The organism is Edaphobacter acidisoli, from assembly GCF_014642855.1.
GTDB classification, from domain to species: domain Bacteria; phylum Acidobacteriota; class Terriglobia; order Terriglobales; family Acidobacteriaceae; genus Edaphobacter; species Edaphobacter acidisoli.
In genome coordinates this window covers 393,506-418,265 of sequence record NZ_BMJB01000001.1, presented here as the reverse complement: position 1 = coordinate 418,265, position 24,760 = coordinate 393,506, and the positions used below count along the sequence as shown (strand labels likewise).

The window sequence follows — 24,760 nt, the reverse complement described above, 5'->3', positions numbered from 1 at the left end:
CTTCCTGTCTGCGGCGGTTTGAGAACCTGAAGTGTTCCGGCTGTGCCAACAAAATGCTGGGGTTCTTCGCTGCGCTCAGAATGACACTATCGATAGAGTCACGAATGTTTGCTGAGAGTGATGCCGCTTTGCTTCCAAAGCAAGGCGGCATTTACTATGAGTGTGGAAGCTGAAGCCGGAGCCAGATTCCAGCGAGGATTTACGCACCCTTTTGCCCATGCCAGCCATCCAATCCCCAGGAACGGAAGAGATACACCCCGACGTGGAGCTTGTAGCCCGCGCAAAAGATGGGGACGTTGCTGCCTTTGAGCAGCTTGTACGGCAGTACGAACGCCAGATCTTTCGGGTAGCGCAGCATATTACGCAGAACCGTGAAGACGCTGAAGACATTACGCAGGACGTATTCCTCAAGGCCTACGAGAAGCTGGAGCAGTTCCAGGGCAACTCGAAGTTCTCGACCTGGCTGGTCCGCATCGCTGTCAACGAGAGCCTTATGCGGCTGCGCAAGCGCAAGACGAGCAAGACCGTCAGCATGGACGAGGATGTCCAGACCGAAGACGGAGCTATTCCGCGCGACTTCGCCGAGTGGCGACCGAATCCTGAGCAGCTTTACAACCAGTCCGAGTTGGGTGATATTCTCCGCAGAACAATCCAAGGGCTGCCGCCGGGATTTCGCACGGTCTTCACGTTACGCGATATTGAGAACCTTTCGACCGAAGAGACAGCGGAGGCACTTGGTTTGAGCGTACCCGCGGTAAAGTCGAGATTGTTGAGAGCCAGACTCCAGTTACGGGAGCGTCTGAGCAGATACTTCGGGCAGAAGAAGGAGGGCCAGACAACATGAACTGCACCGACCTGCTAGGCCAGCTTACGGATTATTTCGATGACAAACTGAGCGCGGACCTCCGTGAAGAGATTCGTGTCCATACTGCCGGATGCCAGCATTGCCGTGTCGTGTTGAATACAACACGCCAGACGATTGAGGTGTACAAAGGTACGGAGATATATGAGGTTTCGTCCGAACTGCGTGAGCGTCTGCATAGCGCAATCATGGCAAGGTGCCTCGACAGCAAGAAGTAGTTTGGCATTTGTCTCCCATCACTTCAATTCCTCTTACCCTTTCCGATCATTTCCCCGCTAATTTTCCTTTCTTTCTCCAGCGCAGAGCGCACGTCTGCCATTGCTGCGTCGCTTAATGCTCAATTAAGGGTGTTCAGGCATTCTGTGAAGTGGCGTATTCTGCAAATGGAAACGACGGTGCTGGGCAGACAAGCTCTATGCGGGTTCTGATCATTGAGGACGAGAAGCGGCTTGCAGAAAATATTGCGGCCGCATTGCGTGAGAACGGAATGGCGGCCGACGTCGCTAACGATGGCGAAACGGGCAAGCATTTGGCGGGATTCGGGCACTACGATCTGGTGCTGCTCGATTTGATGCTTCCCGGGGCCGATGGTGCGAGCGTGCTGAAGTGGTTGAGAGCAAAGCGCGACCATACGCCTGTGTTTGTGGTGACGGCGAAGGATGAGAGCCAGTCGGTGATTGATCTATTGAATTTAGGCGCAGATGACTATCTGAGCAAGCCGTTCGATCTGGGTGAGTTGCTGGCACGCGTGAAGGCACTGATTCGTCGCGGCAAAGGCGTTGCCACCCCTACAGTGGCGTTACGTGACCTCGAAGTCGATACGATGATGAGAACCGTAAGCCGGGATGGCGCGGTGCTCGACGTATCGCCGACTGAGTACAGGATACTTGAGTATCTGATGCACAAGCCGCATGCGATCGTCTCCAAACGTGAACTGCTGGAGCATCTTTACGACTTCAATTGGGAACGACATTCGAATGTGATTGAAGCCCACATCTCGAATCTTCGGAAAAAACTCGAAGCCAACACAAATACGAGTTACATCCAAACGTACCGCGGCCGAGGCTACCGGCTGTCGTCCGAAGAGATGGCGATGGAGCCATGAAGACAAACTCAATCGAGCGACGCATTGTGGTTACGGTGGTCGCCGTACAGCTTGCGTTTGCTATCTGCATCACTGTCTTCGGCTTTCTTTATGAACGGCACGCGCAGTTCCGCTCCTTCGATATTGCTTTGCACGGAAAGGCTGATTCGGTATTTGGCGCTGTGCAGGAGGCCGACGATACCAGTGACAATGTCGTATTGAGCACGGAAGACTTGAGACTTCCTCACAATGATGTCTTCGTTGTCCGCGATTCCAATGGCAAAGTTTTAGGAATTTCAGGAAATCTGAAAGATCCTTCAGTCTTATCTGGTTCCGGTCCTGATGGGCACTTTATGACTTCCATTGACGAGCACCGCTATCGCGGGCTTCGACTGCATGTAGTACGTACGATCGATCCTGGATCGGCTAATGTTCGTCACACGCTCTCGATCGTCTATGCTGCGCGAACTGGTGGTGTGCATGAAGCAATTAATGATGCATTACAGTTTTTCGCTTTCACAAACCTGGCGCTTCTGCTCGTGACTGCGTTGCTGGTGTCCTATCTAGTGCGGCGTAGCATGAAGCCTTTGGATGAACTGGCGCGCGAGGCGGGCCGCGTGTCTGCGCCGGAGTGGAGGTTCACGCCGCCTGAATCTGTCGTTGCGATTAAGGAGCTTTCACCTGTTGCGCATGCGATTGAAGGCGCTGTGCAGAGGCTTGAATTATCTTTGGCGCAACAGCGGCAGTTTCTTGGGGATGCGGCGCATGAATTGAAGACTGCGGTTGCCGTAATCAAATCATCGCTGCAATTGCTCATCATGCGCACACGCAGTAGCGAAGAATATCGCGAGGGCGTCGCTCGGGCCGAGTCAGACTGCACACGTATGGAAGATCTAGTAGGACGCATGCTCGCATTGGCACGCATAGAGGCTGCAACGCCAGAGAATGCGCGAGAGCACGCACCCCAAAATACGGCTTTGCTGGGAGGAGCGCAGTCAGCGATCGAACAGCTTCGGCCCATCGCTGAGATGTTGCAGGTGCGCATGGAGGCCTCGGGAAGAGCGGAACTCTCGGCCATGATTGCTCCGGATATGTGGCAGACGCTCTGTACGAACCTGCTGTTGAATGCCGTGCAATACAGTGCGCCTGGGTCGACTGTCGAGGCTACAGTGAGTTCGGGTGGCCGTGGCGTTGTGCAATGTGTCTTCGCCGATCATGGGCAAGGTATTCCGGCCGAGAGCCTGCGGCATGTATTCGACCGCTTCTATCGCGGCGACCCATCGCGTTCGCGCGCAAGTGGAGGAGCCGGGCTGGGACTCGCCATTTGTAAGGCAATCGCTGAACAAGCTGGCGGGAGCATCGCTATTGAGAGTTCTCCCGGAGCAGGCACGACGGTTACGGTACTGTTGCCGCTTGCGGTCAGCCACACGACTGCCGAAGCGATCTCTGTTTGATTAAGCTTTCTTGGCCTTCAGCTTTTCTTCAGCCAGGAAAGTTGAGACTGATACCGGACGATAGCTCCATTTTCCGTACTAACCGAGGAGAGACTATGACTCAGAGCAATGTTTTGAAACGTATTTGCATGGCAGCCTGCTGGATGCTGCCGTTTGCTACGGTCTTCAGTGTGACCGCAGTCGCGCAGAGCGGCCCCTACAAAGTTGAGACACACTGGAAGATCGGCGGAGAGGGTGGATGGGATTACATCACGGCCGATCCTCATGCGCACTTGCTCTATATTGACCACGGACCGCGTGTGGATATTGTGAACACCAAGACTGGCAAGGTCGTTGACGCAATTACCCGCCTGAAGGGTACGCATGGTGTAGCTCTTGATGATGAGGGGAAGTACGGCTACATCAGCGATGGCAGAGACAATGCAGTCGTCGTCTTTGATCGTCAAACGTTCAAGACCGTTGCGACGATTCCAGCAGGCGAAAACCCGGATGGGATCGTGTTTGAGCCTGTAACGAAGACCGTGTGGGCTTTCAACGGGCGCAGCAACAATGTGACTGTAATCGACACCAGGACGTTAAAGGTGGTTTCGACTATTGCTCTGCCAGGCAAGCCTGAATTTCCAGTTGCTGACGGCAAGGGCGTGGTATTCGACAATATTGAGTCCAAGAACTCGATTGCCCGTCTCGACGCAAAGACGCTGCAACTGACGGCGACGTGGCCACTGAACGATTGTGAATCGCCTTCCGGACTTGCCATTGACCGCGCGCACAGGCATCTCTTCTCTGTTTGCCACAACCAGAAGATGGCTGTAACTGATGCAGACTCGGGCAAGACGCTGGCGAATCCCACCATCGGCGATGGGCCGGACGCCGCGGGATACGATCCTGTTCACCATCTCGCATTTAGCTCGAACGGCGACGGCACACTCACTGTCGTCAACGCAGCTTCAGGCAAGTTCGATGTTGTACAGAACCTGGCGACGCAGCGTGGAGCGCGGACAATGTCTGTGGATACCGCAACGGGCCGTATTTATCTGGTCACGGCTGAGTTTGGGCCTCGCCCTGCGGTAACGGCGGAGAACCCTCGTCCGCGTCCGGCGATTCTTCCGAACAGTTTTACCGTGGTTGTAGTTGGGCGCTAAGAGCGACCGTTGGGAATCGGGCCGGCAGGGCACTTAGCCCTTCCGGCCTTTTTGTTTCTTTACGCGGCTTCACGGCCACGGGTCAGAAGGTAGTAGACAACTGGCGTAACGATGAGACTGAGCAGCATCGACAGGCACAGGCCACCGATGACTGCGATTGCCAGTGGCTGCAGCATCTGCGAGCCTGCCCCCAGCGCGAACGCCAAGGGCAACATTCCACAAACAGCCGCGATTGCCGTCATCATGATGGGGCGTAGGCGACGTTGAGCCGCATGGAGCATGGCATCGCGAGGGCTTACCCCTGCTGCGCGGAATCGCTCGTCGGCATCAAGCAGCAGGATGCCATTCTTCGCGACGATGCCGATAACCATGATGAGTCCCATAAACGATGCAACGTTGAAGGTGGTTTGCGTAATCAGCAGAGCGAAGACGACACCGGCAATCGACAGGATAGAGGATGAGAGGATTGCGATTGGAGCGGAGAAGTTGCGAAATTCAGCCAACAAAACTCCGAAGACCAGCGCCAGTGCCAGGAGCAGAACGCGGATGAGGTCGTGGAAGGACTTCTGCTGCTCCGCGTAGGTGCCGCCGTATTCAATGTGCAGCCCCGCGGGCAGGTGCATGTCATCGACTGTCTGACGGACGTTCGTCATCGCTGTTCCGAGATCGGAGCCTTCGAGCCTGCCTGTGACGACGGCCATCTGCTGGAGATTTTCGCGGAGGATCTCGTTCTGGGGTGGTAGTTGTTCGATGGTCGCTAACGAGCCAAGCGTCGCAGTATGCCCGCTGCTGCTGTTGAAGACTGTGTTGCGGATGGCATCGAGCGAGGTGCGCGTGTCGGGACTGAGCCGTATGCGGATCGTATAGGGCCGGCCATCGACGATCATCGGATCGGTGGGCGTGAGGCCGTCGAGAATCGCGGTCGCATCTTCGGCCACTTCAGACGGAGTGAAGCCCATGCGAGCTGCCACGACGGGGTCCACCTGGAAGTCGGTCGCGGGTCCGCTGATGGTGTTGTCGATTCCGTTTTCGACATCGACGACACCTTTGATCTTTGAGATGGCGTCGGCGATGCGTGGACATTCTTCGTTGAGAAGATTTTGATCGTTGGAAAAGACCTTGATCTGAATCGGCTCCGGTGCGTTGGACAGATCGTTGATCATGTCCTGCAGGACCTGGGTGAACTCGACGTCGAGTTCAGGTTCGGTTGATTTGATCTGCTGGCGCACATCGTTCATGACCTCGTCTATACCGCGCGAGCGTTTGTCTTTGAGCTTCACGGTGAAGTCGCCGGTGTTGGCTTCGGTCACGGGCGCAAGCCCCATCTGCAGGCCGGTGCGGCGAGAGGTGATTTCGACTTCGGGTGTGTTGTGGAGGATGCGCTCGACGTGTTCGAGGACGCGGTTGGTCTCGGTGAGCGAGCTGCCGGCCGGCATGATGTAGTCGAGGATGAAGCCGCCTTCATCCATCTCGGGCAGGAGATCGGAACCAAGGCTGCGATAAGCGAAGAACGTTCCAAGGACGAGAATGCCACACGCGGCGGCGAGCAGCAAGGGTTTGGCAAGCGCCAGATTGAGTACGCGCGCGTGAGCACGCAGAATGGGCTTGAGCACGCGGCCACCGCTTCCCTCTTCCGCCTCTGGGGTCTCGACCGTGTGGCGCTTGCGGAGGAGGAACAGGCTGAGCGCCGGTGTCCACGTGAGTGCGAGGAGTAGCGAAGTCAGAAGCGCCGCTGTCATCGTTACAGCGAGGGCACGGAAGAACGTACCCGTAACACCTATCACGGAGATCAGTGGGAGGAATACCACCACTGGTGTGATGGTAGAACCGATCAGCGGAACGGTAATTTCCTTGAGCGCTTTGCGAACGCTTTCGATGCGTGACTCGCCCGAGTCGCGGTGCAGCACGACGTTTTCAACGACGACGATGGCGTCGTCGATGACCAAGCCGATGGCTGCGGCGAGGCCGCCGAGTGTCATCAGGTTGAAGCTCTCGCCGATCATCCATAGGAAGAGGATCGTCACAGCAACGGTTACGGGAATGACAAGGCCAGCGATGAGTGCCGAGGTCCAGTCCTGCAGGAAGAGGAAGAGGATAATGCAGGCGAGGATCAGGCCGATCAGGATTGCATCGCGCACACTGTTGATGCTCTCGCGTACCAGTTCCGACTGATCGTAGAAGGGCGTGAGTATGACACCGGGTGGGAGCGTGTGGCGTAGCTGGGCAACTTCTGCTGCGACCGCGTTGGCGACACTGACGGTATTGCTGGAGGGCTGCCGTGTGATGTTAATCAGCACCGATGGCTTGCCGTTCGCGGTCACGGTTGTGTAGACCGGCATGGTGCCGGGTTCGACGGTGGCGACATCGGCAACGTGAATAGGAGCGCCTGAAGGCGTGGTCTTGATGACGAGGTGAGCAAGTTCGTCAGCGCTATGCGCCTGTGCGCCAACGAGGCCCAGAATCAATTGATGGTTTGCCTCGTACAGGCCGGGCGAATCGATGATGTTCGAGGCCTGAATTGCATTGTTCAGGTCGAGCAGTGTTATGCCCGCCGCTTGCAATCGCGCGAGATTGGGGACGACGTGAAACTCCGGAACTGCCCCGCCTTGCACAAGCACGGTGCTGACGCCATCGACACGGTTCAGAGGAGGCTTGAGATTGTAGGTGGCAAGTTCCCAAAGGTCTGTTTGCGAGAGCGTGTCGGAGCTGAGGCTGTACGCGACGATGGGGAAGGTTGCAAAGGTGAGACGGTTGGTCGTTACCTTTGCAGTCGCAGGCAACGATTGCATGACTTTGGCCAGTGCGGCATCGGTAAGCTGCAACGTCCTGTACATGTCAACGTTCCAGTCGAAGAAGAGACTGACTTCAGCTGAGCCTCGGCTTGTGGTCGAGCGCACGGTCATGAGGCCGGGGACGCTGTTGACTGCGTCCTCGATGGGCTTGGTGATCGTCACCTCCATCTGCTCGACGGGCATGACGCCGTTGTCTACACCAATGACGACGCGTGGGAAGTTGGTCTCTGGAAAGACAGAGATGGGTACTTGAAATGCGACGTATACGCCGGCGAGCGTAAGGATGACGATGAAGAAGAAGATGGGCCGTGCCAGCCGAAGCAGCCAGAAGCTGTGCTCAGCGGCTGGCGCGGGCTTGCCTGGCTCGACGCTATCTCTCGTGGAAATCATTTGTCGTCTCCACTCGACCCGGCCTCCGGTTTATCTGCTTCACCGGGGCTTTCTACTTTGACCTTTGTGCCCTCGTCCAGACCATAGTTTCCGTTGGAGATAACAAGGTCCTTTTGGGTGATGCCACTCAAAATCTGTGTATCGGCGTTGTCGATAAGACCAACGGTCACGGCACGTTTATGAGCAACGCCGTCGTCGCCTACGACCATGACGGATTTGCCGCCGTCCTGCGCTGTCAAGAGCGCGCTGGATGGAACGATCAGGGTATCTTTGGCTGTACGTCCTTCAATGGATGCGTGGACAGGTGTCCCAACTTTGTATGCGCCTTTTTTGTTCTCAACACGTAACCAGACTTCTACGGTAGTGCTACCAGGGTCGAGCGCAGGGCTGATGAGTGACACGGTTGCGGGAACAGGTCCGTCTACGCCGGGCACCTGAAGGGTTGCTGGTGCACCGAGGCTCAATCGCTGTGCGCTTGCCAGGGCGATATGCACCTTTGCCAATAGGGCAGAGGTATCCATGATGGTGAGAAGTGGAGTGCCTGCAGCTGCTGTTTCTCCTGCAAACAGAGAACGATCCGTTACGACGCCGTTGATGGGGCTACGGATCTCCGAGTAACTAACCTGAGCTTCGGCCCCGAGATACTTACCTTCGGCTGAAGCCAATTGGCCTTTCGCTGCTTTGAGCGCGGCAGCGTTGCCTACGCTCTTGATGCCTTCGAACCGCTTATTCGCGGTGTCATACGCTGCCTGTGCCTGCACTAATGTCGCCATTGCTGTGTCGAGATCGCGGCCCGGGATAGCCCCTTCGCTGAAGAGCTGCTTGCGGCTGTTGACTATGCTCTGATCGAGATCCAGCGTGGCCTTTGCCTGTGCGAGGTCGAGTTGCGCCTTCTGATAGTCTTCGGGCACCTGAGCCTTTGTGGCCGTCTGATAGGCGGCCTGCGCGGCTGTGTATGTCCCCTTGTTGTCGAGCGCGGCGGCTTCGAGATCGCGGTTTTCCAGCACGGCCAGCAACTGACCGGCTTTTACCTTCGCTCCACGCTGCACGTAGAACTTCTTCACCGGCGCACTGATCTTGGGTGAGAGCGCGGCTTGCGCAAGCGGGGAAAGTGTTGCATCGGCCTGGATGTGCTCGGCAATGGAGCTGACTTCGGGATGCGCGGCTACGACTGTGACTTCGACGGTGGCGTCTGCCTCTTTATGATTACAACCTGCAAGAAGCATAGCCATACATGTGGACGCTGCCAGCGCCACGACTGCTCGAAACCTCATCCTGCTTCGGCGGTGTGGCAGATGGTTCGCGGATGTTTCGATGATTGCTGGAGTTGTAGCGCTCATCTATAGCTCTCCTGTGAGTGTCTTCAGGTTGGCAATTGCAGTCTGATTGCGAACCATGCCGTCGGCACGTGCATCTTCTACCTGCATGAGTGAGGTTTCGGCGTCCACTACTTCAAGAGCGGTTGCCTCGCCATTGGCATAGCGCAGCTTGGTCAAACGCAGACTTTCTTCTGCGGTTTGCACGCTGTCATCCAGAGATTTCAATTGATCCTGCGCCGCCTTCGCTTCGCTGTAAGTCTCCTGCAGGTGCGCGATGAACTGACGTTGCGTTGCAGTCAGAGCAACGCGAACGGCATCGCGGCGAATCTCGCTTTGGCGGACGCGATGGTCGGTAGCCAGCCAGTCCCATACGGGGATGTCGAGTGTGACGCTGGCAGAGTATCCGAGATTATGGACACCATCTGGCCCCTTTGCCGCAAATTGAGGAGCGTCGATACCGTAGGTGAAGTTGAGTCCAAGATCAGGCAGGTAAGCCGCACGTGCGGCCAGTACATCAGCATTGCTCGCCTGCAAAGCGGCAAGAGCGCTTTTGAGCTCTGGATTGCTGCGGGCTGCTGCCGTTTCGACATCGGCAAGAGAAGCAAGTGGAGCAACGCTTTCAGGTGCCTGCAAGGTATATGGCGTGAGCGGGTTGGGAAAGAGGAGTGTAGCTAATTCCAGGTGCATCTTTTCAGCAGCCACGGAGGCGTCGGAGAGATCGCGCTGACGCTGCTGCTGCTGAAGCTGGGCCTTGACTACATCGGCATGAGCCACTTCCCTTGCCTGTTCCCGCTTCTGGGTGAGATCTGTAAAGCTGGCGGCTTCATTTGCAGAACGCTGGGCCACGGTAAGCTTCGCATCGGAAGCAAACGTTCCATAGTAGAGACTCACGACTGCTGTGACTAATCCTCTGCGGGCGACCTCCAACTCCGCTGCATTCTGCGCTGCGGTTGCATCGGCCTGACGAACTGCAGCGAGAGACTTGAGGCCGATAGTCTCATTGACAACTCCTTGGCTTGCATACTCACGGACAGCGTTATTCGCGATGAACCGAGGTGAGGGCTGCGCTCCAGCTCCCTGGCCAGCCTGGTTCAAGAGACCGTTCGGCTGGGTATAGAGCACCTGGTTGTGATAGATGACACTCGGTAACAGAGCTGATTTTGCTATGGAACGATCGAGCGCGGAAGACTTGCTCTGCGCAACGGCCGCAGCAAACACTGGCTCATTAGCCTGTGCGCGATGTATCGCTTCCTGCAGCGTGATGATAGCAGGCCCTTGCACCGCAGGCGTAGCCGTTTGAGAGGAAGCCAGATTCACGCAGACTGCAGCAAATATGAGCGACAGGCTTGTTGCATAAACCCTGGCCGATTGGCGAATACGGATTCGAATTGGCCTCATTCTGGTCATCCTTTCAGAACTTTGTTCCCTTGGTCTTGCTGAGGCGGGAAGCTACCTGTATGCCTCGCAAAATCCGGCTATAAACAGGCTAAGAAAATCGGCTTAAGAAAGCCTGAAACTTCAGCGTCATCATCAACCTGCGCGCCAAGACTACCATCCCAGGTAAATGGCTGCGAGCGTCGCGACTACAAGCGCAGATGGCATCACAATCAAACCTGCTTTGAGGAATGTCCATCCGCTGACGTGGATGTCTTCCTTGCGAATCTCCATCAACCACAGAATCGTCGCCAGCGAGCCGGTGACGGAGAGATTTGGCCCGAGATCGATTCCAATTAAAACAGCATTTCGCAATGCGCCAGTGATGTGTGCATGGACTACTCCAGCTCCGGCGATGAGTCCTAGCGGGAGATTGTTGATGAGATTGGCCCCGATGCCGATGGCGAACGATGTTGTCACCGCACCCGTAAGCGGCTTCCAATGCTGAAGCGCGAGCAGAGCGGCTTGGCATTGGCCGAGTGCGCCTGCTGCACCCAGAGCTTCAACCAGTACGAAGAGTCCAGCGACCAGTGGAATGATGCCCCATGAGATATTGCCAAGCAACGCAAGGGGATTACGACGCTCCATCGCCGAGATGGCGATGGCAATCACAACGGCAGTCATGCAGGTTGGAAGACCAAGATCCTTGCCTTGCGCCGAGGCTGTGAGCAGCACGCCCGCGACAACAGCCAGTCCTCCGAGCGTGAGCCAACCTGCTCTTGATATCTGTACATGATTGGTTTCGTGCTGCATCTCACCTTGCAGCGGTTTGTTGCAGTACCAACGCAGGGCAAAGAACGTCACGACAATTGAAGCCACCGACGCGGCAAGAAACATGCTAAACCAGCTTGCCAGCGGAGGAACGTTCGAATGAAATACCACCAAGTTCGCAGGGTTTGAGATGGGCAATACGAAGCTTGCCGCGTTTGCGACAAACGCGCAGATGAGCAGATAGGGCAGAGGATCTGCCTTTGTTTTTCTGGTTGCAGCAAGAACTGCGGGAGTCAGGACAACTGCGGTTGCATCATTCGACAGGAAGATCGTCACCAGCGTTCCAAAGGCGTAGACGAGGGCAAACATGCGCATGCGCGAGCCACGCGAGTGCTCCACGGCGAAGGCGGCAAGCCAGTCGAAGACACCCTGCGATTGGGCGAGTTGAGCCAGGAGCATCATGCCAGCCAGGAACAGGTACACGTCTGTTCCTTTGGCGATTGCATGTGCCGCCTCCCACGGCGTGATGAGCCGCAGTGCCACCATCAACATGGCCCCGCCTGAGACCCACCAGACTTCAGGAATATTGCGGGGACGAAGCAGCATCAGCGCGATGCTTGCGGCAAAGACGGCCCATATGGCTAGATGGCTGGCTGGCATCCTCTCGCTTTCGACTGGAGCGGCCTGGTCGACTGTCCACTCGTTCGACCATGGCCGCACACTACTGTAGCTGCGGCCTATCTGATGGTACAGGCTCGGCTTTCATCCCCAAAAGCTGTAGGATTAGAAGGAGAAAGGTCTTGCTTGTTTTGCCCCTCATCGGAGGCTGGCATCTCCTAAAGTAATGAATCCCATGCTATATCCCACAGACGATCTGCGTATTAAATGGACCAAAGTTGTTCTCCCGCCCGTTTTTCTGGAGGAGGAACTGCCCATCACGGAGCGCGCTTCGGCGACCGTGTTTAAGGCACGCAGCGAGATTTGCGATATTCTGGCCCGCAAAGATAACCGCTTGATCGTGGTTGTAGGCCCGTGCTCGATCCACGACACGGAGGCCGCGCGAGAATACGCTGAGCGGCTGAAGGGGGTGACGGAGGAGCTTTCGCGCGATCTCTGCATCATCATGCGCGTTTACTTCGAAAAGCCACGTACGACGCTCGGATGGAAGGGGCTGATCAACGACCCGTATCTGGATGAGTCGTTCCGGATTAATGATGGGTTGCGGAAGGCGCGGCACCTGCTGTTGGATCTCGCAGAGATGGGTGTGCCTGCCGGGACGGAGTTCCTCGACATGATTTCGCCGCAGTACGTTGCCAACCTGGTGAGCTGGGGGGCGATTGGCGCGCGCACGACGGAGAGTCAGGTGCACCGCGAACTGGTGTCTGGGCTGTCGTGTCCCGTGGGATTCAAAAATGGGACTTCCGGCAATGTGCAGATTGCGATTGAGGCGATCATGTCGGCCGGACACAGCCACAATTTTCTAGGCCACACGAAGCATGGCCAGTCGGCAATCTTTGTGACCAGCGGCAATCCTGATTGCCACATCATCCTGCGTGGCGGGCGGCAGACCGTGAACTACGACGCCGCGTCGGTTGAAGAGACCTGTCGGCAGTTGGCCAAAGCGGGGCTTTCGGAAAACGTAATGATTGATTGCAGCCACGCCAACAGCAATAAAGATCACACACGGCAGCCTATTGTTTGCAGGAATGTTGCGGAGCAGATTGCTGGAGGCGATCGACGCATTGTTGGCGTGATGATCGAGAGCAACCTTGTTGCAGGCGCGCAGAAGCTGGTTCCAGGCAAGCCGCTCATCTACGGGCAAAGCATTACGGACGCTTGCATCGGCTGGGACGAAACTGTGGACGCACTCCGAAAATTAGCCGCAGCGGTGAAGGCGCGGAGCGAGGACGTTACCGCGGCTGTACCTGCCCAACATGGGTGATGGCCTCACGCGCGGCAAAGTGTTTTAATTCTCCCGGGACCGATGGGAGATGCCGAAACGTCTAGCAATTACGATTGCAGGGGCCGTATCGCTGGGGAGCTACGAGGCAGGCGTTCTGTATGAAGTGCTGGACGCTATCCATCAACATAATGTCTCGCCGGAGACGACTGAGGATGAACGCATTGAAGTCGATGTGCTGACGGGAGCATCCTCTGGCGGCATGACCGCTGCCATTGTCGCGAACAAGATGCTGTATGCGGCCAATGAGTTTCGCGGCCCCTACGATAATCCTCTGTACAACGTGTGGGTCAAGCAAATTGACCTGGTCGGTCTGCTCAATGCGGAAGACGACGGTTCACCGGAAGGCGAATCGGCGCTCCGCTCGATCTTCTCATCGAACATGGTGGAGCGAATCGCTGCCGAGACGCTGACCGATCGCTATAAGACAGGAGAGTGGCCGGCGCCTGTGACCCACATGGCCGCAGCACGATCCATTTCGCTGGGCCTGACACTGACTAACCTGAACGGCGTGGACTACGGCTACGATATGCAGCCGAGCGGAAAGTTTATCTTTACGCGGCACGAAGACCAGATGACCCGCGTGCTGAGCGTGGAGGAGACGGACAACAAGGAAGTGTGGGAGGAGATCCGTGATGCCGCTGTCGCCAGCGGATCCTATCCGCTGGCATTTCGTGCCAAGGAATTGGACCGCTTTCGCCGGGATTACATCCGAAGCAACCTGGAACCCTGGACCGATGATCCCTCTCGCTTCACCTATACCGATGGCGGCGTGTTACAAAACGAGCCGCTTGGAATGGCAAAAAAACTGGTCGATACTATCGATAAGCACTGGCACAACAGTAGCCGTTTTTATTTGTTTGTCTCGCCGCATGGCAGGAATTCGAGTGCTGACTCGAGCTTTCGTGAAGAATATGCGGACTATTTTCACATGATGAGACGCCTGGCGAAGGTGCTGCTAGGGCAATCTGAATTTCAGGATTGGATCGCTGCCGTCGAGATGAACGAGCAGATCGCGTTGCTGGACGCGCGCGCCACTGAGATTGCAGAGAAGCTGCAAACCGGCGAGCTGAAGAGCGCCAGTTTGAAGCGAACGGCAGACGGCCTGCTGAAGGTGCTCTTCAAGCAGCCTAAGAACGGCGTAGGACGACGCGTGGCGAGGATTAGCGCAGAAAGCCTGGCGGATGCCAGGACGCGCATTGAACATCAGTACCGCGAAGAGATTGACTTACTGGGCCTTGGGACGTTTGCCGCGGAGGCGTTTCGAGATACAGTACTGGCGTTTGAAACAGCGGCCAACCTGGGCGAACGCGACTATATGCGCATCTACGGCATGGCAGTCTCAGAAGAGTTGCTAGCCGGCGCAGAGTTGTCCGCGTTCCTCGGATTCTTTGAGGAACGGTATCGTGTGCACGACTACGATCGCGGACGCATGGTGGCGCGCAACGTTCTGACAAGCTCGTCTATAAGCGAAACGGGTGAGCTTGGGCCGATACGTTACACGCCGACTCACATCAACCCAATCGATAGCACATTGAACGGCTTGCAGCTGAGCCAGCTCTCCAGTGAGGAACAACTGGTTTTTCGCGAAGGGATCAAGAAACGCGTGAATGAACTGGTGCGCGACCTCATCGGCTTCTGGTCCTATCCTGCGGATGTGGTGGTCATCGACCCAGTGATGAACGCCATCCTGAACCATCTCTTTCGCGAGTGACCTTAGGCGAAGACTCGCGCAAACATTACACCGCACCATACAGCGAGTAACCCCAGCAGCACGCTCGACACAACATAGAGTGACGCGATGCTGAAAGACCCAGCTTGCAGCTTTGTAAAGGTCTCCCACTCGAAGGTTGAAAACGTGCTGTAGGCACCGACAAAGCCGACGGGGATCAGGAACCGCCAGGCTGCGCTCAAGTCCGTGCGCCGTCCGAGAAAGGCCAGGGAGAAGCCGATGATGAAACAGGCGGTGATGTTAATAATGAACGTCCCATAAGGGAATCGCGCTCCGACGCGGTCTGTCACCAATACGCCGAGCCCATACCGGGCCAACGAGCCAAGAGCACCACCTACTGCAATGTAGAAGTATTTTTGCAAAACACCATCTCCCTCAAGCTGCCTGAACATTTCAATCCCGCCGGCGCACCACGCCGTGAACTGCAATGCCACACTCAGATTTTGTCAGGGATTTTGCCGTGGAATAGACCCCGCGACAGGCTTCCCTGTCAGGAGTCATCATCTGCGCCAGGCGAACCTGGGAGCAGCGGTTAAGGGTGAACTCCTTCACCACGCCAACTCTCTTTACTACACAACCATACGCGGTGGCGTGTCAAGCAATTTGAACAAGCCAGCTATCTCCCTTACACTAAAGACTGGTTCTACTGGCACGAGACGGGCGGTTAGCTCAGTTGGTTAGAGCGCCTGCCTTACAAGCAGGATGTCGGGGGTTCGAGTCCCTCACTGCCCACCAAGTCCGCCCCGCCGGTTGCCCCAGCACTGCATGCCCCCCCGACTCATCATCAACGCAGACGACTTCGGCCTTACCCGAGGCGTCAATCGCGCTGTTCAGGAACTTCACCAGGCCGGTGTGCTCACCTCTGCTACCCTGATGGCAACCGGAAATGTTTTCGATGATGCCGTAGTTATTGCGCGAGCCAATCCTGCGCTCGGCGTTGGGTGTCATGTTGTCCTGACCGATGGGCATCCGGTTTCCCCTCCGCATACCATTCCTTCGCTGCTTGGGCGTGACGGAAAGTCGTTTCGACCCTCTCTACTGGACTTTGTGCAGGCGCTTGTCCGCGGGGGCGTTCGCGAAGACGAGATCGAACGGGAAGCACTGGCACAGATTGAGAAGCTTCAGCGGGCAGGCATCCGCGTTACACATCTCGATTCACACAAGCACACACACCTCTTCCCTGCCGTAACGCGGCCTCTGCTCCGCGCTGCCGAGCGCACAGGCATCTTCGCCATTCGCAACCCGTTCGAGCAGTCATGGAGTGTCTCGCTCGGCCGTGGACATCGGCTCCGCCAGGTGCAGGTGCGGCTGCTTCGCACGCTTCATTCGCGATTCGATCACCAGCCGCCGATACATAGCGGAAAGGTGCGGACGACTAGTGGCACCATTGGCATCTCCGCGACCGGAGACCTTGACACCAGCACCCTCTGCGCAATTCTTCGGGCCTTGCCCAAAGATTCCACCGAGGCCTTCGAACTTTGCTGTCATCCCGGCTATAACGACTCCGATCTCGATCGCGTAACGACCCGACTTCGCAGTCATCGCGACATCGAGCGGAAAGCTCTGCTGACAGAGATTCCCGCTCGATTGCTGCACCCAAACGCGCCGCGGCTCATCCATTATGGAGAGCTCGCAGAGGCGCAGGGCGCATGCACCACCGATTCCCGCTGCGAGAACGTCGTATAAACGACAGAGAAGAAATCTACGGAACACAGGGAACCTATGAAGATCGGCATCACCTGTTACCCCACGTACGGCGGCAGCGGAGTCGTCGCTACAGAGCTTGGCATTGAGCTGGCCGCGCGCGGACACGATATCCACTTCATCACCTATTCGCCTCCCTTTCGCCTAACTGGACGCGAAGCCAACATCCATTTTCACGAAGTCGCTGTTTCTAATTACCCACTCTTTGAGCATCCCCCCTATGATCTAGCGCTCGCGACGCGCATGGCTGAAGTTGCCGAGTTTTATTCGCTCGACCTATTGCACGTTCACTATGCGATTCCCCATTCCGTTAGCGCCTTACTGGCACGGCAGATGCTTGCCAGCCGCGGACATCTTCTCCCCTTCATCACAACCCTGCACGGGACCGACATCACCCTGGTTGGCATCGACCGCTCTTATCTGCCGATTACGAAGTTCGGCATCGAGCAGTCCGATGGAGTTACCGCCATCTCCAGCTATCTTCGCGAGCGCACACGCGAGGCTTTCGGCGTTCAGTCTGAAATTGAGGTTATCCGCAATTTTGTGAATTGCGACGTGTATGTCCGCAAGCCGGACCTGGTCAGTGCGATGCGTCCGCGCTTTGCCAACCCAGATGAACGCCTGCTCGTTCATCTCTCCAACTTCAGACCCGTCAAGCGCATTCAGGATGTGGTTGAAGTCTTCGCACGCGTCAATCGGTCTGTACCTGCGCGACTCATGCTCATTGGCGACGGTCCTGAACGCAGCGATGCCGAGTATCTCGCGCGTGAGCACAACATTCAGGACCGCATCCATTTCGTTGGCAAGCAGGATAATGTCAACGAGTTGCTGCCACTCGCCGACCTGATGCTCATGCCCAGCGAGATGGAGTCCTTTGGCCTCGCGGCTCTCGAAGCGATGGCTTGCAGCGTGCCAACCATCGGCACGCGCGTCGGCGGAGTTCCGGAGTTGATTGAAGACGGCCATAATGGGCTCCTCTTCGAGGTGGGCGATATCGATGCGATGTCTGCAGCGTCCATCGCTTTATTGAGCGATGAAGAGTGGCTTCGGGCCATGGCGAGAGCCGCGCGCAAGACTGCCCAGGACCACTTCTGCTCTTCACGCGTCATTCCTATTTACGAGGACTACTACGACCGCGTCATCGCCCGCACTGCGTCTTCGACAAAGTGACTGATGGCTTCACCGGCGCCACCGATTGGCCCCCAGGCTTCTGCATGGGCATCCAGGATCGGCATCAGCAGGCTTACTTTTGTTCCGCGCCCAGGCCTGCTGTTAATCTCGACACGCGCCTTGTCGCCATACATAACCTCCATTCGCTCGCGTACGTTCTTTACGCCAATACCTGTTCCCGGCGGCACGATCCCGCTAATGGGCGAGGCGTCGTTGTGCTCAGGAGCCATCCCTACGCCGTCGTCTTCTACCTCAACCAGCAACATGCCGTCATCAGTAACCTTGCTGCGTAGCGTTACTGTGCCTCCGCTGATACGCGGCTCAAGCCCGTGCTTGATGCTATTTTCAATCAGTGGCTGCAATAACATGCCAGGAACCACAATATCTAGGGTGTCGTCGGCTATTTCCTTCACCACCTTAAGCTTTTCGCCGAAGCGTACCACCTCAATGTGCAAATAATCGTCGGTGAATGCAAGCTCGTCGCGGAAGGGGACAAACGCCTCACGCTCTTTGAGCAACACTCGCAGAATATTGGCAAGTTTGACGATCATCTCGCGAGCCAGCTCTGGCTCCGAGCGCACCAGCGAGGTAATTGAATTCAATGTATTGAACAGGAAGTGCGGATTAATCTGCCGTTGCAGAGCATCAAGTCTCGCCTCCAGCAACAACCTTCCCTGCTCTTCAAGCTTCCGTTCCACGCGCACGGCGTTCCAAATCTTCAACGGGATCCCGACTACTACAGGGGCGCAAGCACAGATGAGCAGTTCGACCCACCACACGTTCGAGTGCAGTTCAAAAAAATGCTTTGGGTGAAACCGTGCCAGCATGCTGGTTGAGAACTGCATTCCAGCGATCAGAACCAGCAGCAGAATCTGCCGATCGAGCTGAGGCCTGCGAAGATTGCGCGTCACCCATCGATAGATGCTCAAGTCAATCATCGGCGAAAACGACCACACATCTTCGGAATCGGTAAAGCGGCCAAACATTCCGGCGATTGCTGCAACAGCCAGATTTACAGGCAGCGCAAGAAACTCATGATGCAGCAAAGCCGGCAGCGACAAAACCGCACCACCAACCATCGCAGGAATAGGCCCTACAAGGATTCCCAACAGAATTGTGGTCTCAAACGAAAGATCGGCGGCCAGAAAGTTCGGCACGATCGTACGTATCCACACACCAAGTGTCAGGGGAACACAGATGATGGCCACGAGCGAGGCCGTTTGACGCCTGCTTCGGTGTGACATCAACAGCAGATCTTTGAATGTCTTCGACCGTGACAGAGACGTAGACACGGCTGCCGCTACGCCCAGCTCTACCAGCAGCGTAATCAGGATCAGCTTTGGGTCTGTCTGCGTCACACCCTTACTTTACCGCGAAACTCTTAGTGCTTCGCAGGAGCCTTCAGGCCCATCTCGCCCATGACCATCTGCAGGTCCTTCCACGCCTCAGCCTTCTGACGTGGATCGCGCAAAAGAAACGCCGGGTGGTACGTAACAGCCACCTTTGCTCCCCTGCACGTGTGCCAGTGACCACGCAATGCACTCAGCGAACGCTTTACACCCAGCAGGTACAACGCTGCGGTTGCACCGAGCGCGACAACAACCTCCGGACGGACGATGTCCATCTGACGTAGTAAGAACCGCGTACAGACATTCGCCTCGGCCGGCTCAGGTACCCGGTTGTTCGGCGGACGGCATTTCACAATGTTGGCGATGTAGATCTCTTCACGTTTCAGGCCCATCGCTGCAATCATATTGTTCAGCAATTGCCCTGCTTTCCCCACAAATGGGAGTCCCTGCGCGTCTTCGTCTGCACCTGGGCCTTCGCCAACAAACATCAATCGCGCATTTGGGTCGCCATCGCCGAAGACAATTTTATGCCTTCCCAGATAGGCTAACGGGCAACGTGTACAGTCACCGATCTCTTCCCTAACAGCAAGCAGGGCTGCAGCTTTTCCCGCAGAAGGAACAGGCTCACCAGGCAAGGGGGCAAGGTCGTTGAAACTTACAAGTTTGACTATCGGAGGCTCCTGAAATTCGGGTTTAGCCACGGCCATCGGGCGCTCATCACGATCTTTAGGATGAGCAGGCTCAGCGTAGCTCTCTGGATTAGACTGCGTCAAAACGGCAGGCTCAGTGCGAGCTGGAGCAAGGACAGGCTCTCCGCGGCGATAGAAATTGTGCACGCCTAAGTCGCGAAAGTATTCGACGTAAGCCCGCAAGTGCTGCTCTGCTTCGGTTGCCATGGCTTTATGGTACTGGACTATTCAGCAGGAAGGTCCTGGATAGCTTCTGCCTCCCGCTCTGTTAGAACAAATTTTACGTGTCCCTGCGTGATCTCATCCTGCGCCACGCGGCAAGCTTTTGTAGATTTCGCGTTAATCATGGGCGTCGCGCCAGATTGCAATTGGCGAGCGCGGCGTGCTGCGCCCTTCACCAGGCTGTATTTGTTGATGAAAGCATCTTCCGTGGTCATGCGTCACACCCCCCGTTGCACCAATTTATATCTCACGCGGAGGAAAATGTCGCCCTCAATCCGTGGTGGATAACGCGTCCTTATCTCCCGAACGTCTCCAGCGCCGCTTTCAACTTTGGCGAGGCGGCAACTGCTTTGCACGCTTCGGCCACGACCTGCACCCCATCGCGCGAGCCGCGTTCGAACAGAACGATAGCGCGCAACTCCGACACTGCCTGCTCGAGAACATCATTCACCAGTGCATACTGATAGTCCCCAATATGCTTCAGTTCATTGTGTGCTTGCGAGAGGCGGCGCTGGATGACGACCTCCGAGGTTACGTGTTCGGCCTCGCTACGGTGGCGCAGACGCATCTCCAACACCTGCGGACTTGGCGGCATAATGAAGATCGAAACCGCTGCCGGCTGCTTCTTCATGACCTGCAAAGCGCCCTGCACGTCGATGTCTAGTAGCAAGTCCTTGCCCGCAGCCTTTGCATGGTCGAGTGCTGAAACGGCAGTCCCGTAGTAGTTGCCAAAAACTTCGGCCCACTCCAGGAACTCACCCGCGGAAATCATCCTCTCGAACTCCTCACGGGTCGTGAAGTGGTATTCGCGTCCATCTTCCTCGGAGCCGCGCGGAGCCCGTGTTGTGTAGGAGACCGAAAACTCCAGGCCTTCAACCAGCGTTCTCAACTGGCCTACCAGCGTCGATTTGCCCGAGCCCGAGGGCGCCGAAATAATAAAAAGTATGCCTGCCATTCGCCCTTGAGTGTCCTGTATTGGGTTACTCGATGTTCTGCACTTGCTCGCGAACCTTCTCGATCTCCGCTTTCATCTCTAACCCAATCTCTGTGATGCGCAGGCTATTTGTTCCTGTCGCAGCACTGGTTTTCGAGAGCATCGTATTCGCTTCGCGATTTAGCTCCTGCAGAAGAAAATCAAGACGCTTGCCCAGCTCTCCGCCCGCATCCAGCATAGAGAGAAAGCGATCTATATGCGTTCGGAGACGAACAATCTCTTCCTCAATATCGCTCTTTTCTGCCAGCACCGCTGCTTCAGCCAGCACCCGTTCTTCGTTGACCGCAATCCCCTGCGTCAGCTCTGCCAACCGCACGCGCAGGCGCTCAAACTGCACCTCTCGAACACCATTGCGCAGACCAGCCATCTCATCAGCAAATGCGCGCAACCGCAGCATCGATGAGCGCATCTCTGCCGTCAAAGCCGCACCTTCGTGAGCGCGAACCTCGTTCAGCTTTTCAACTAGTGGCATCACCTGTGCCAACACCGCCGTTTCCAGCGCAGATATGTCCTCCGCACTCAGCCCCCCCTCCGCGCTCATCACCCCTGGAATACGCAACATTGCACTTAGATCAGGTTGGCTCGACAACCCATACAGGCCGGCAGCTTCGCGAAACGCCTGCATATACGCACCCAGTAACCCGCTGTTCAAACGAACCTCTGCACTCGCTTGCCGCTCCATCTGCAGTGTGACATCCACATGGCCGCGGCGGAGGTTCTCTTTCAAGATGCGCCGTAGCTGAATCTCCAAGCCATCGCAGTACGAGGGCATCCGCATCTGCAGGTCGAGAAACCTGTGGTTGACGCTCTTCATAGTCAGCGTAAAGCCGAGGTCTTCCCGTACCGAGCCCCGCACGCTTGCATATCCCGTCATCGAATACAAGGCACTCAAGCCGTTCCCTCCACGTTCGCCGTCACGGGCGTCTCTATATTTGTCGTTGCGCCTGCATCATCGCTGAACTGTATGTCATAGAGCCGCCGGTACGTTCCAGACTGCGCCAGCAACTCCTCGTGGGTACCCATCTCCGTAATGCGCCCGCTCTCGATCACCGCAATCCGCGTCGCGCGGCGAACAGTAGAGAGGCGATGGGCAATCACAAACACCGTCCTACCTTGCATTAGATTCGCAAGCGCTGCTTGAACATACTGCTCGCTCTCAGTATCGAGCGCCGAGGTCGCCTCATCCAAAATCAGCACTGGCGCGTTCTTCAAAATGGCACGCGCAATCGCAATCCGCTGGCGTTCACCGCCACTCAAGCGCATGCCTTTCTCGCCGATCCGCGTGTCATATCCCTCGGGCATGTTCATGATAAAGTCATGTGCCAAGGCCATCTTCGCGGCCTCCTCCACCTTGCTAAGAGGCACATCCGGCTGACCGTAGGCGATGTTGTTTCGCACTGTGTCGTTGAAGAGCACGGTCTCTTGCGTCACCTTGCCGATCTGGTGGCGCAAAGAAGCAATTGTCACGTCGCGTACATCGTGGTCGTCAAAGATGATCCGTCCTTCGTTGACATCGAAGAAACGCGGAATCAGGTTCACCAGCGAAGACTTGCCAGCTCCGCTCGGGCCGACGAATGCGATGACTTCGCCCGGCTTTACAGAGAGATTGATGTCATGCAGCACCTGCTTCTGCACGCCATCCTCCGCCGCATATGCAAAGCCTACGTGTTCGAACTCAATGCCATGGTTGAAGCCCTTCAGTACAAAAGCCCGGCGCTTCTCTTGTACATCGTCCTGCGCATCCATGAACTTAAATATCTCTTCGCTCGCGCCGAGCGCCTGCTGGAAGCTGTTGTAGAAGAGAGCAAACTTCCGCACAGGATCGTACATCGTAAACACCGCGGCCAGAAATGTGATGAACGAGGCGGCCGTCATCTCGTGGTGCACAATCTCTTGCCTACCCACCCACAACAGCAAAGCAATCGCAACCGAAGCCAGACCGTCCATCAACGGAGAACTTATCGCCTGCACGCTGATCGACTTCAGATTGGCGTGGAAGAGCTTTGCCGCCGCCTTACGGAAGCGATCCATCTCCCACAATTCCATGCCGAACGCCTTCACGATACGGTTGCCGGTGATGGTCTCGTGCAGAATATTCTGGATATCGGCGAGCTTATCCTGTTCCTTGCGTGTAGTCCGCCTGACGCCGCGCCCAATGCGCCGCGCCGACGAGATGATGACAGGTACAAACAGCAGCAGTATCCACGCAAGCTTCCCGCCCGTGACGATAACTACGCCGATCGTGAAGATGAGCGTGAACAATTGCTGCAGAAAATCGCTCAGCACTGAAGACATGGCAAACTGCACACGTTCGATGTCATTAATCAGCGTCGAGAGCAGCGTGCCCGTCGTGTGCCTTTGAAAGAACGCGACCGAACGGCGCAACACAGCGTCGTAGAGGTCATTGCGCAGGTCCGTAATCATGCCGAAGCCTGCATAGTTTGCCAGGTATGTGCCCGTGTAATCGCAGATGGACTTCAGCACCGCCGAGCCGATAAGCGCGTATGCGACAACGTCCCAGGCGTTGTGCAGAAAGTGCGGCACAAGGAAATTCAGATCGAGCGTCCAGCCCAGTTGGGGCACTGGGAAGACAAGGACATTCTTCGAGGTCTCCGGACTAAGTACGTTGGCGAAGATAGGCTTGATGAGCAGCAGGCGAAACGCCGCCATCGCCCCTACCACGGCCATCAATAAAACCGACAGCAGCGAATACAGCACGTAAGGCCGCACGTAGAGCAGCAATCGCCAGAAGCGTCTCAAGCCCGCCCGTCCCTCTGTTGTGCAGGATTCATCCCATTCATTTTACTTGGCCAGACCTCTCCGCGTCCGGTCAACGCGGCATATCGCGGTGCGAGGTCTTCACCCTGTACCCGGCAGCAGTCAGGCGCTTTCGCATCTCCTCCGCGATAAACACCGAGCGGTGCTGTCCTCCTGTGCAGCCGAATGCCACGGTTAGATAGCTCTTTCCCTCTTTGATGTAATGTGGGAGCAGAAACTTGAGCATGTCGGTCGTCTTGTCGAGAAACTGCGTCGTCTGCGGAAAGTCGCGGACATACTTCGCGACACTGGGATGCCTGCCTGTCAGCTTACGAAACTCCGGGACGAAGTGGGGGTTGGGCAGAAAACGCACATCGAAGACGAGATCGGCCTCAGCAGGCACGCCGTTTTTGAAGCCAAAGCTGTTCGACGAAATCGTCAGGTTCGTTTCATTATCGTTACGTTCGAACTGCGCGTTGATGTGCGCACGCAGATCATGCACCGTGAACTTGGTTGTGTCGAGCACAATGTCGGCAACGTTGCGGATGGGGTCAAGTCGCTTACGTTCCGCTTTAATCGACTTCACCACAGTGTCGTTGCGACCCAATGGATGCGGACGCCTTGTCTCAGAGAACCGACGCAACAGCGCTTCGTCACTAGCTTCAAGAAAGAGCACGCGCGTCGGCAGCACACGCCGCACGCGCTTAAGCAGATGCGGAAACTCGTCGAGCCGAATCCCTTCGCGTACATCCACCACCAGTGCAGCTCGCTCAATCTCGTTGGATTGCCGCACAAGATCCGCAAAACGCGGCACTAATTCCAGTGGCAGATTGTCTACTGAGTAATAGCCCAGGTCTTCAAACGTTTTCAGTGCCGATAGCTTTCCCGATCCCGAAAGACCAGTCAGAATCACCAGCTCTCGGTGAGGAAGTAACTTCGTACGCTTCCGTGTTCTCTTAGTGCTTAGTTTTTTCGCTCGCTTGCGTGGCATCGTA

The 24,760-nt window shown here is 56.4% G+C and carries 21 protein-coding genes, 1 tRNA gene and 1 riboswitch; of the genes, 10 read left to right on the top strand and 12 right to left on the bottom strand.

What is annotated here, in order from left to right; all coding sequences use genetic code 11:
* Window positions 1-217: 217 nt before the first annotated feature.
* The 5 genes from IEX36_RS01580 to IEX36_RS01560 all read left to right on the top strand — a co-directional run bounded on the left by IEX36_RS01580 (window position 218) and on the right by IEX36_RS01560 (window position 4,542).
* Window positions 218-844, top strand: a complete 627-nt coding sequence (locus IEX36_RS01580) for an RNA polymerase sigma factor (RefSeq protein WP_188757607.1) — start codon at window positions 218-220, stop codon at window positions 842-844.
* Complete coding sequence (locus IEX36_RS01575) at window positions 841-1,080, top strand: anti-sigma factor family protein (protein ID WP_188757606.1); 240 nt, start codon at window positions 841-843, stop codon at window positions 1,078-1,080. The genes IEX36_RS01580 and IEX36_RS01575 overlap by 4 nt, the downstream gene beginning before the upstream one ends.
* Before the next feature lie 197 nt (window positions 1,081-1,277).
* Window positions 1,278-1,967 (top strand): response regulator transcription factor, encoded by a 690-nt coding sequence (locus tag IEX36_RS01570; RefSeq protein WP_188757605.1) that lies wholly within the window; start codon window positions 1,278-1,280, stop codon window positions 1,965-1,967.
* On the top strand, window positions 1,964-3,400 hold the full coding sequence (locus IEX36_RS01565; RefSeq protein ID WP_188757604.1) for a sensor histidine kinase: 1,437 nt from the start codon (window positions 1,964-1,966) through the stop codon (window positions 3,398-3,400). The genes IEX36_RS01570 and IEX36_RS01565 overlap by 4 nt, the downstream gene beginning before the upstream one ends.
* 95 nt (window positions 3,401-3,495) lie before the next feature.
* On the top strand, window positions 3,496-4,542 hold the full coding sequence (locus IEX36_RS01560) for a YncE family protein (protein ID WP_229668620.1): 1,047 nt from the start codon (window positions 3,496-3,498) through the stop codon (window positions 4,540-4,542).
* A gap of 59 nt (window positions 4,543-4,601) precedes the next feature.
* Here IEX36_RS01560 and IEX36_RS01555 read toward each other — a convergent pair whose 3' ends face one another.
* The 4 genes from IEX36_RS01555 to IEX36_RS01540 form a co-directional block, all read right to left on the bottom strand.
* Window positions 4,602-7,724: an efflux RND transporter permease subunit gene (locus IEX36_RS01555; protein ID WP_188757603.1), complete on the bottom strand. Its 3,123-nt coding sequence runs from the start codon at window positions 7,722-7,724 to the stop codon at window positions 4,602-4,604.
* Window positions 7,721-9,064: an efflux RND transporter periplasmic adaptor subunit gene (locus IEX36_RS01550; protein WP_229668619.1), complete on the bottom strand. Its 1,344-nt coding sequence runs from the start codon at window positions 9,062-9,064 to the stop codon at window positions 7,721-7,723. Before IEX36_RS01550 ends, IEX36_RS01555 begins: the two co-directional genes overlap by 4 nt.
* Window positions 9,065-10,441: a TolC family protein gene (locus IEX36_RS01545; RefSeq protein ID WP_188757602.1), complete on the bottom strand. Its 1,377-nt coding sequence runs from the start codon at window positions 10,439-10,441 to the stop codon at window positions 9,065-9,067.
* A 150-nt stretch (window positions 10,442-10,591) separates the two neighbouring features.
* A complete protein-coding gene (locus tag IEX36_RS01540; RefSeq protein ID WP_229668618.1) occupies window positions 10,592-11,908 on the bottom strand; it encodes an arsenic transporter in 1,317 nt (438 codons plus the stop codon).
* Between the two features lie 124 nt (window positions 11,909-12,032).
* Here IEX36_RS01540 and IEX36_RS01535 point away from each other — a divergent pair, with 124 nt between their 5' ends.
* Window positions 12,033-13,130 carry a 3-deoxy-7-phosphoheptulonate synthase gene (locus IEX36_RS01535; protein ID WP_308422267.1) on the top strand — a complete coding sequence of 366 codons (1,098 nt, stop codon included), beginning with the start codon at window positions 12,033-12,035 and terminating at the stop codon, window positions 13,128-13,130.
* A 49-nt stretch (window positions 13,131-13,179) separates the two neighbouring features.
* Complete coding sequence (locus IEX36_RS01530) at window positions 13,180-14,862, top strand: patatin-like phospholipase family protein (RefSeq protein WP_188757600.1); 1,683 nt, start codon at window positions 13,180-13,182, stop codon at window positions 14,860-14,862.
* A gap of 2 nt (window positions 14,863-14,864) precedes the next feature.
* Here IEX36_RS01530 and crcB read toward each other — a convergent pair whose 3' ends face one another.
* The gene (gene crcB, locus IEX36_RS01525) at window positions 14,865-15,314 is read right to left on the bottom strand and encodes a fluoride efflux transporter CrcB (RefSeq protein ID WP_229668617.1); all 450 of its coding nucleotides are present in this window, start codon (window positions 15,312-15,314) and stop codon (window positions 14,865-14,867) included.
* 50 nt (window positions 15,315-15,364) lie between these two features.
* A riboswitch (Fluoride riboswitch) is annotated at window positions 15,365-15,442 on the bottom strand.
* 96 nt (window positions 15,443-15,538) lie between these two features.
* On the opposite strand from crcB, the gene IEX36_RS01520 reads away from it, so the two are divergent.
* The 3 genes from IEX36_RS01520 (at window position 15,539) to bshA (ending at window position 17,754) form a co-directional block, all read left to right on the top strand.
* A tRNA-Val gene (locus IEX36_RS01520) sits at window positions 15,539-15,615 on the top strand.
* Between the two features lie 30 nt (window positions 15,616-15,645).
* Window positions 15,646-16,566 (top strand): ChbG/HpnK family deacetylase, encoded by a 921-nt coding sequence (locus tag IEX36_RS01515; protein ID WP_188757599.1) that lies wholly within the window; start codon window positions 15,646-15,648, stop codon window positions 16,564-16,566.
* A 36-nt stretch (window positions 16,567-16,602) separates the two neighbouring features.
* Window positions 16,603-17,754 carry an N-acetyl-alpha-D-glucosaminyl L-malate synthase BshA gene (bshA, locus tag IEX36_RS01510; RefSeq protein ID WP_188757598.1) on the top strand — a complete coding sequence of 384 codons (1,152 nt, stop codon included), beginning with the start codon at window positions 16,603-16,605 and terminating at the stop codon, window positions 17,752-17,754.
* On the opposite strand, the gene IEX36_RS01505 is transcribed toward bshA, so the two are convergent.
* From IEX36_RS01505 to rapZ, 7 genes are all read right to left on the bottom strand, one after another.
* On the bottom strand, window positions 17,712-19,112 hold the full coding sequence (locus IEX36_RS01505) for a sensor histidine kinase (RefSeq protein ID WP_188757597.1): 1,401 nt from the start codon (window positions 19,110-19,112) through the stop codon (window positions 17,712-17,714). The genes bshA and IEX36_RS01505 overlap by 43 nt on opposite strands.
* Window positions 19,113-19,135: 23 nt before the next feature.
* On the bottom strand, window positions 19,136-19,999 hold the full coding sequence (locus IEX36_RS01500) for a uracil-DNA glycosylase (RefSeq protein ID WP_188757596.1): 864 nt from the start codon (window positions 19,997-19,999) through the stop codon (window positions 19,136-19,138).
* Window positions 20,000-20,016: 17 nt separating this feature from the next.
* The gene (gene rpoZ, locus IEX36_RS01495; RefSeq protein WP_188757595.1) at window positions 20,017-20,229 is read right to left on the bottom strand and encodes a DNA-directed RNA polymerase subunit omega; all 213 of its coding nucleotides are present in this window, start codon (window positions 20,227-20,229) and stop codon (window positions 20,017-20,019) included.
* Between the two features lie 80 nt (window positions 20,230-20,309).
* Complete coding sequence (gene gmk, locus IEX36_RS01490; protein ID WP_188757594.1) at window positions 20,310-20,969, bottom strand: guanylate kinase; 660 nt, start codon at window positions 20,967-20,969, stop codon at window positions 20,310-20,312.
* Between the two features lie 25 nt (window positions 20,970-20,994).
* The gene (locus tag IEX36_RS01485; protein WP_188757593.1) at window positions 20,995-21,900 is read right to left on the bottom strand and encodes a YicC/YloC family endoribonuclease; all 906 of its coding nucleotides are present in this window, start codon (window positions 21,898-21,900) and stop codon (window positions 20,995-20,997) included.
* The gene (locus IEX36_RS01480) at window positions 21,897-23,768 is read right to left on the bottom strand and encodes an ABC transporter ATP-binding protein (RefSeq protein WP_188757592.1); all 1,872 of its coding nucleotides are present in this window, start codon (window positions 23,766-23,768) and stop codon (window positions 21,897-21,899) included. Before IEX36_RS01480 ends, IEX36_RS01485 begins: the two co-directional genes overlap by 4 nt.
* A gap of 70 nt (window positions 23,769-23,838) precedes the next feature.
* Complete coding sequence (gene rapZ, locus IEX36_RS01475; protein WP_188757591.1) at window positions 23,839-24,756, bottom strand: RNase adapter RapZ; 918 nt, start codon at window positions 24,754-24,756, stop codon at window positions 23,839-23,841.
* Window positions 24,757-24,760: the final 4 nt, after the last annotated feature.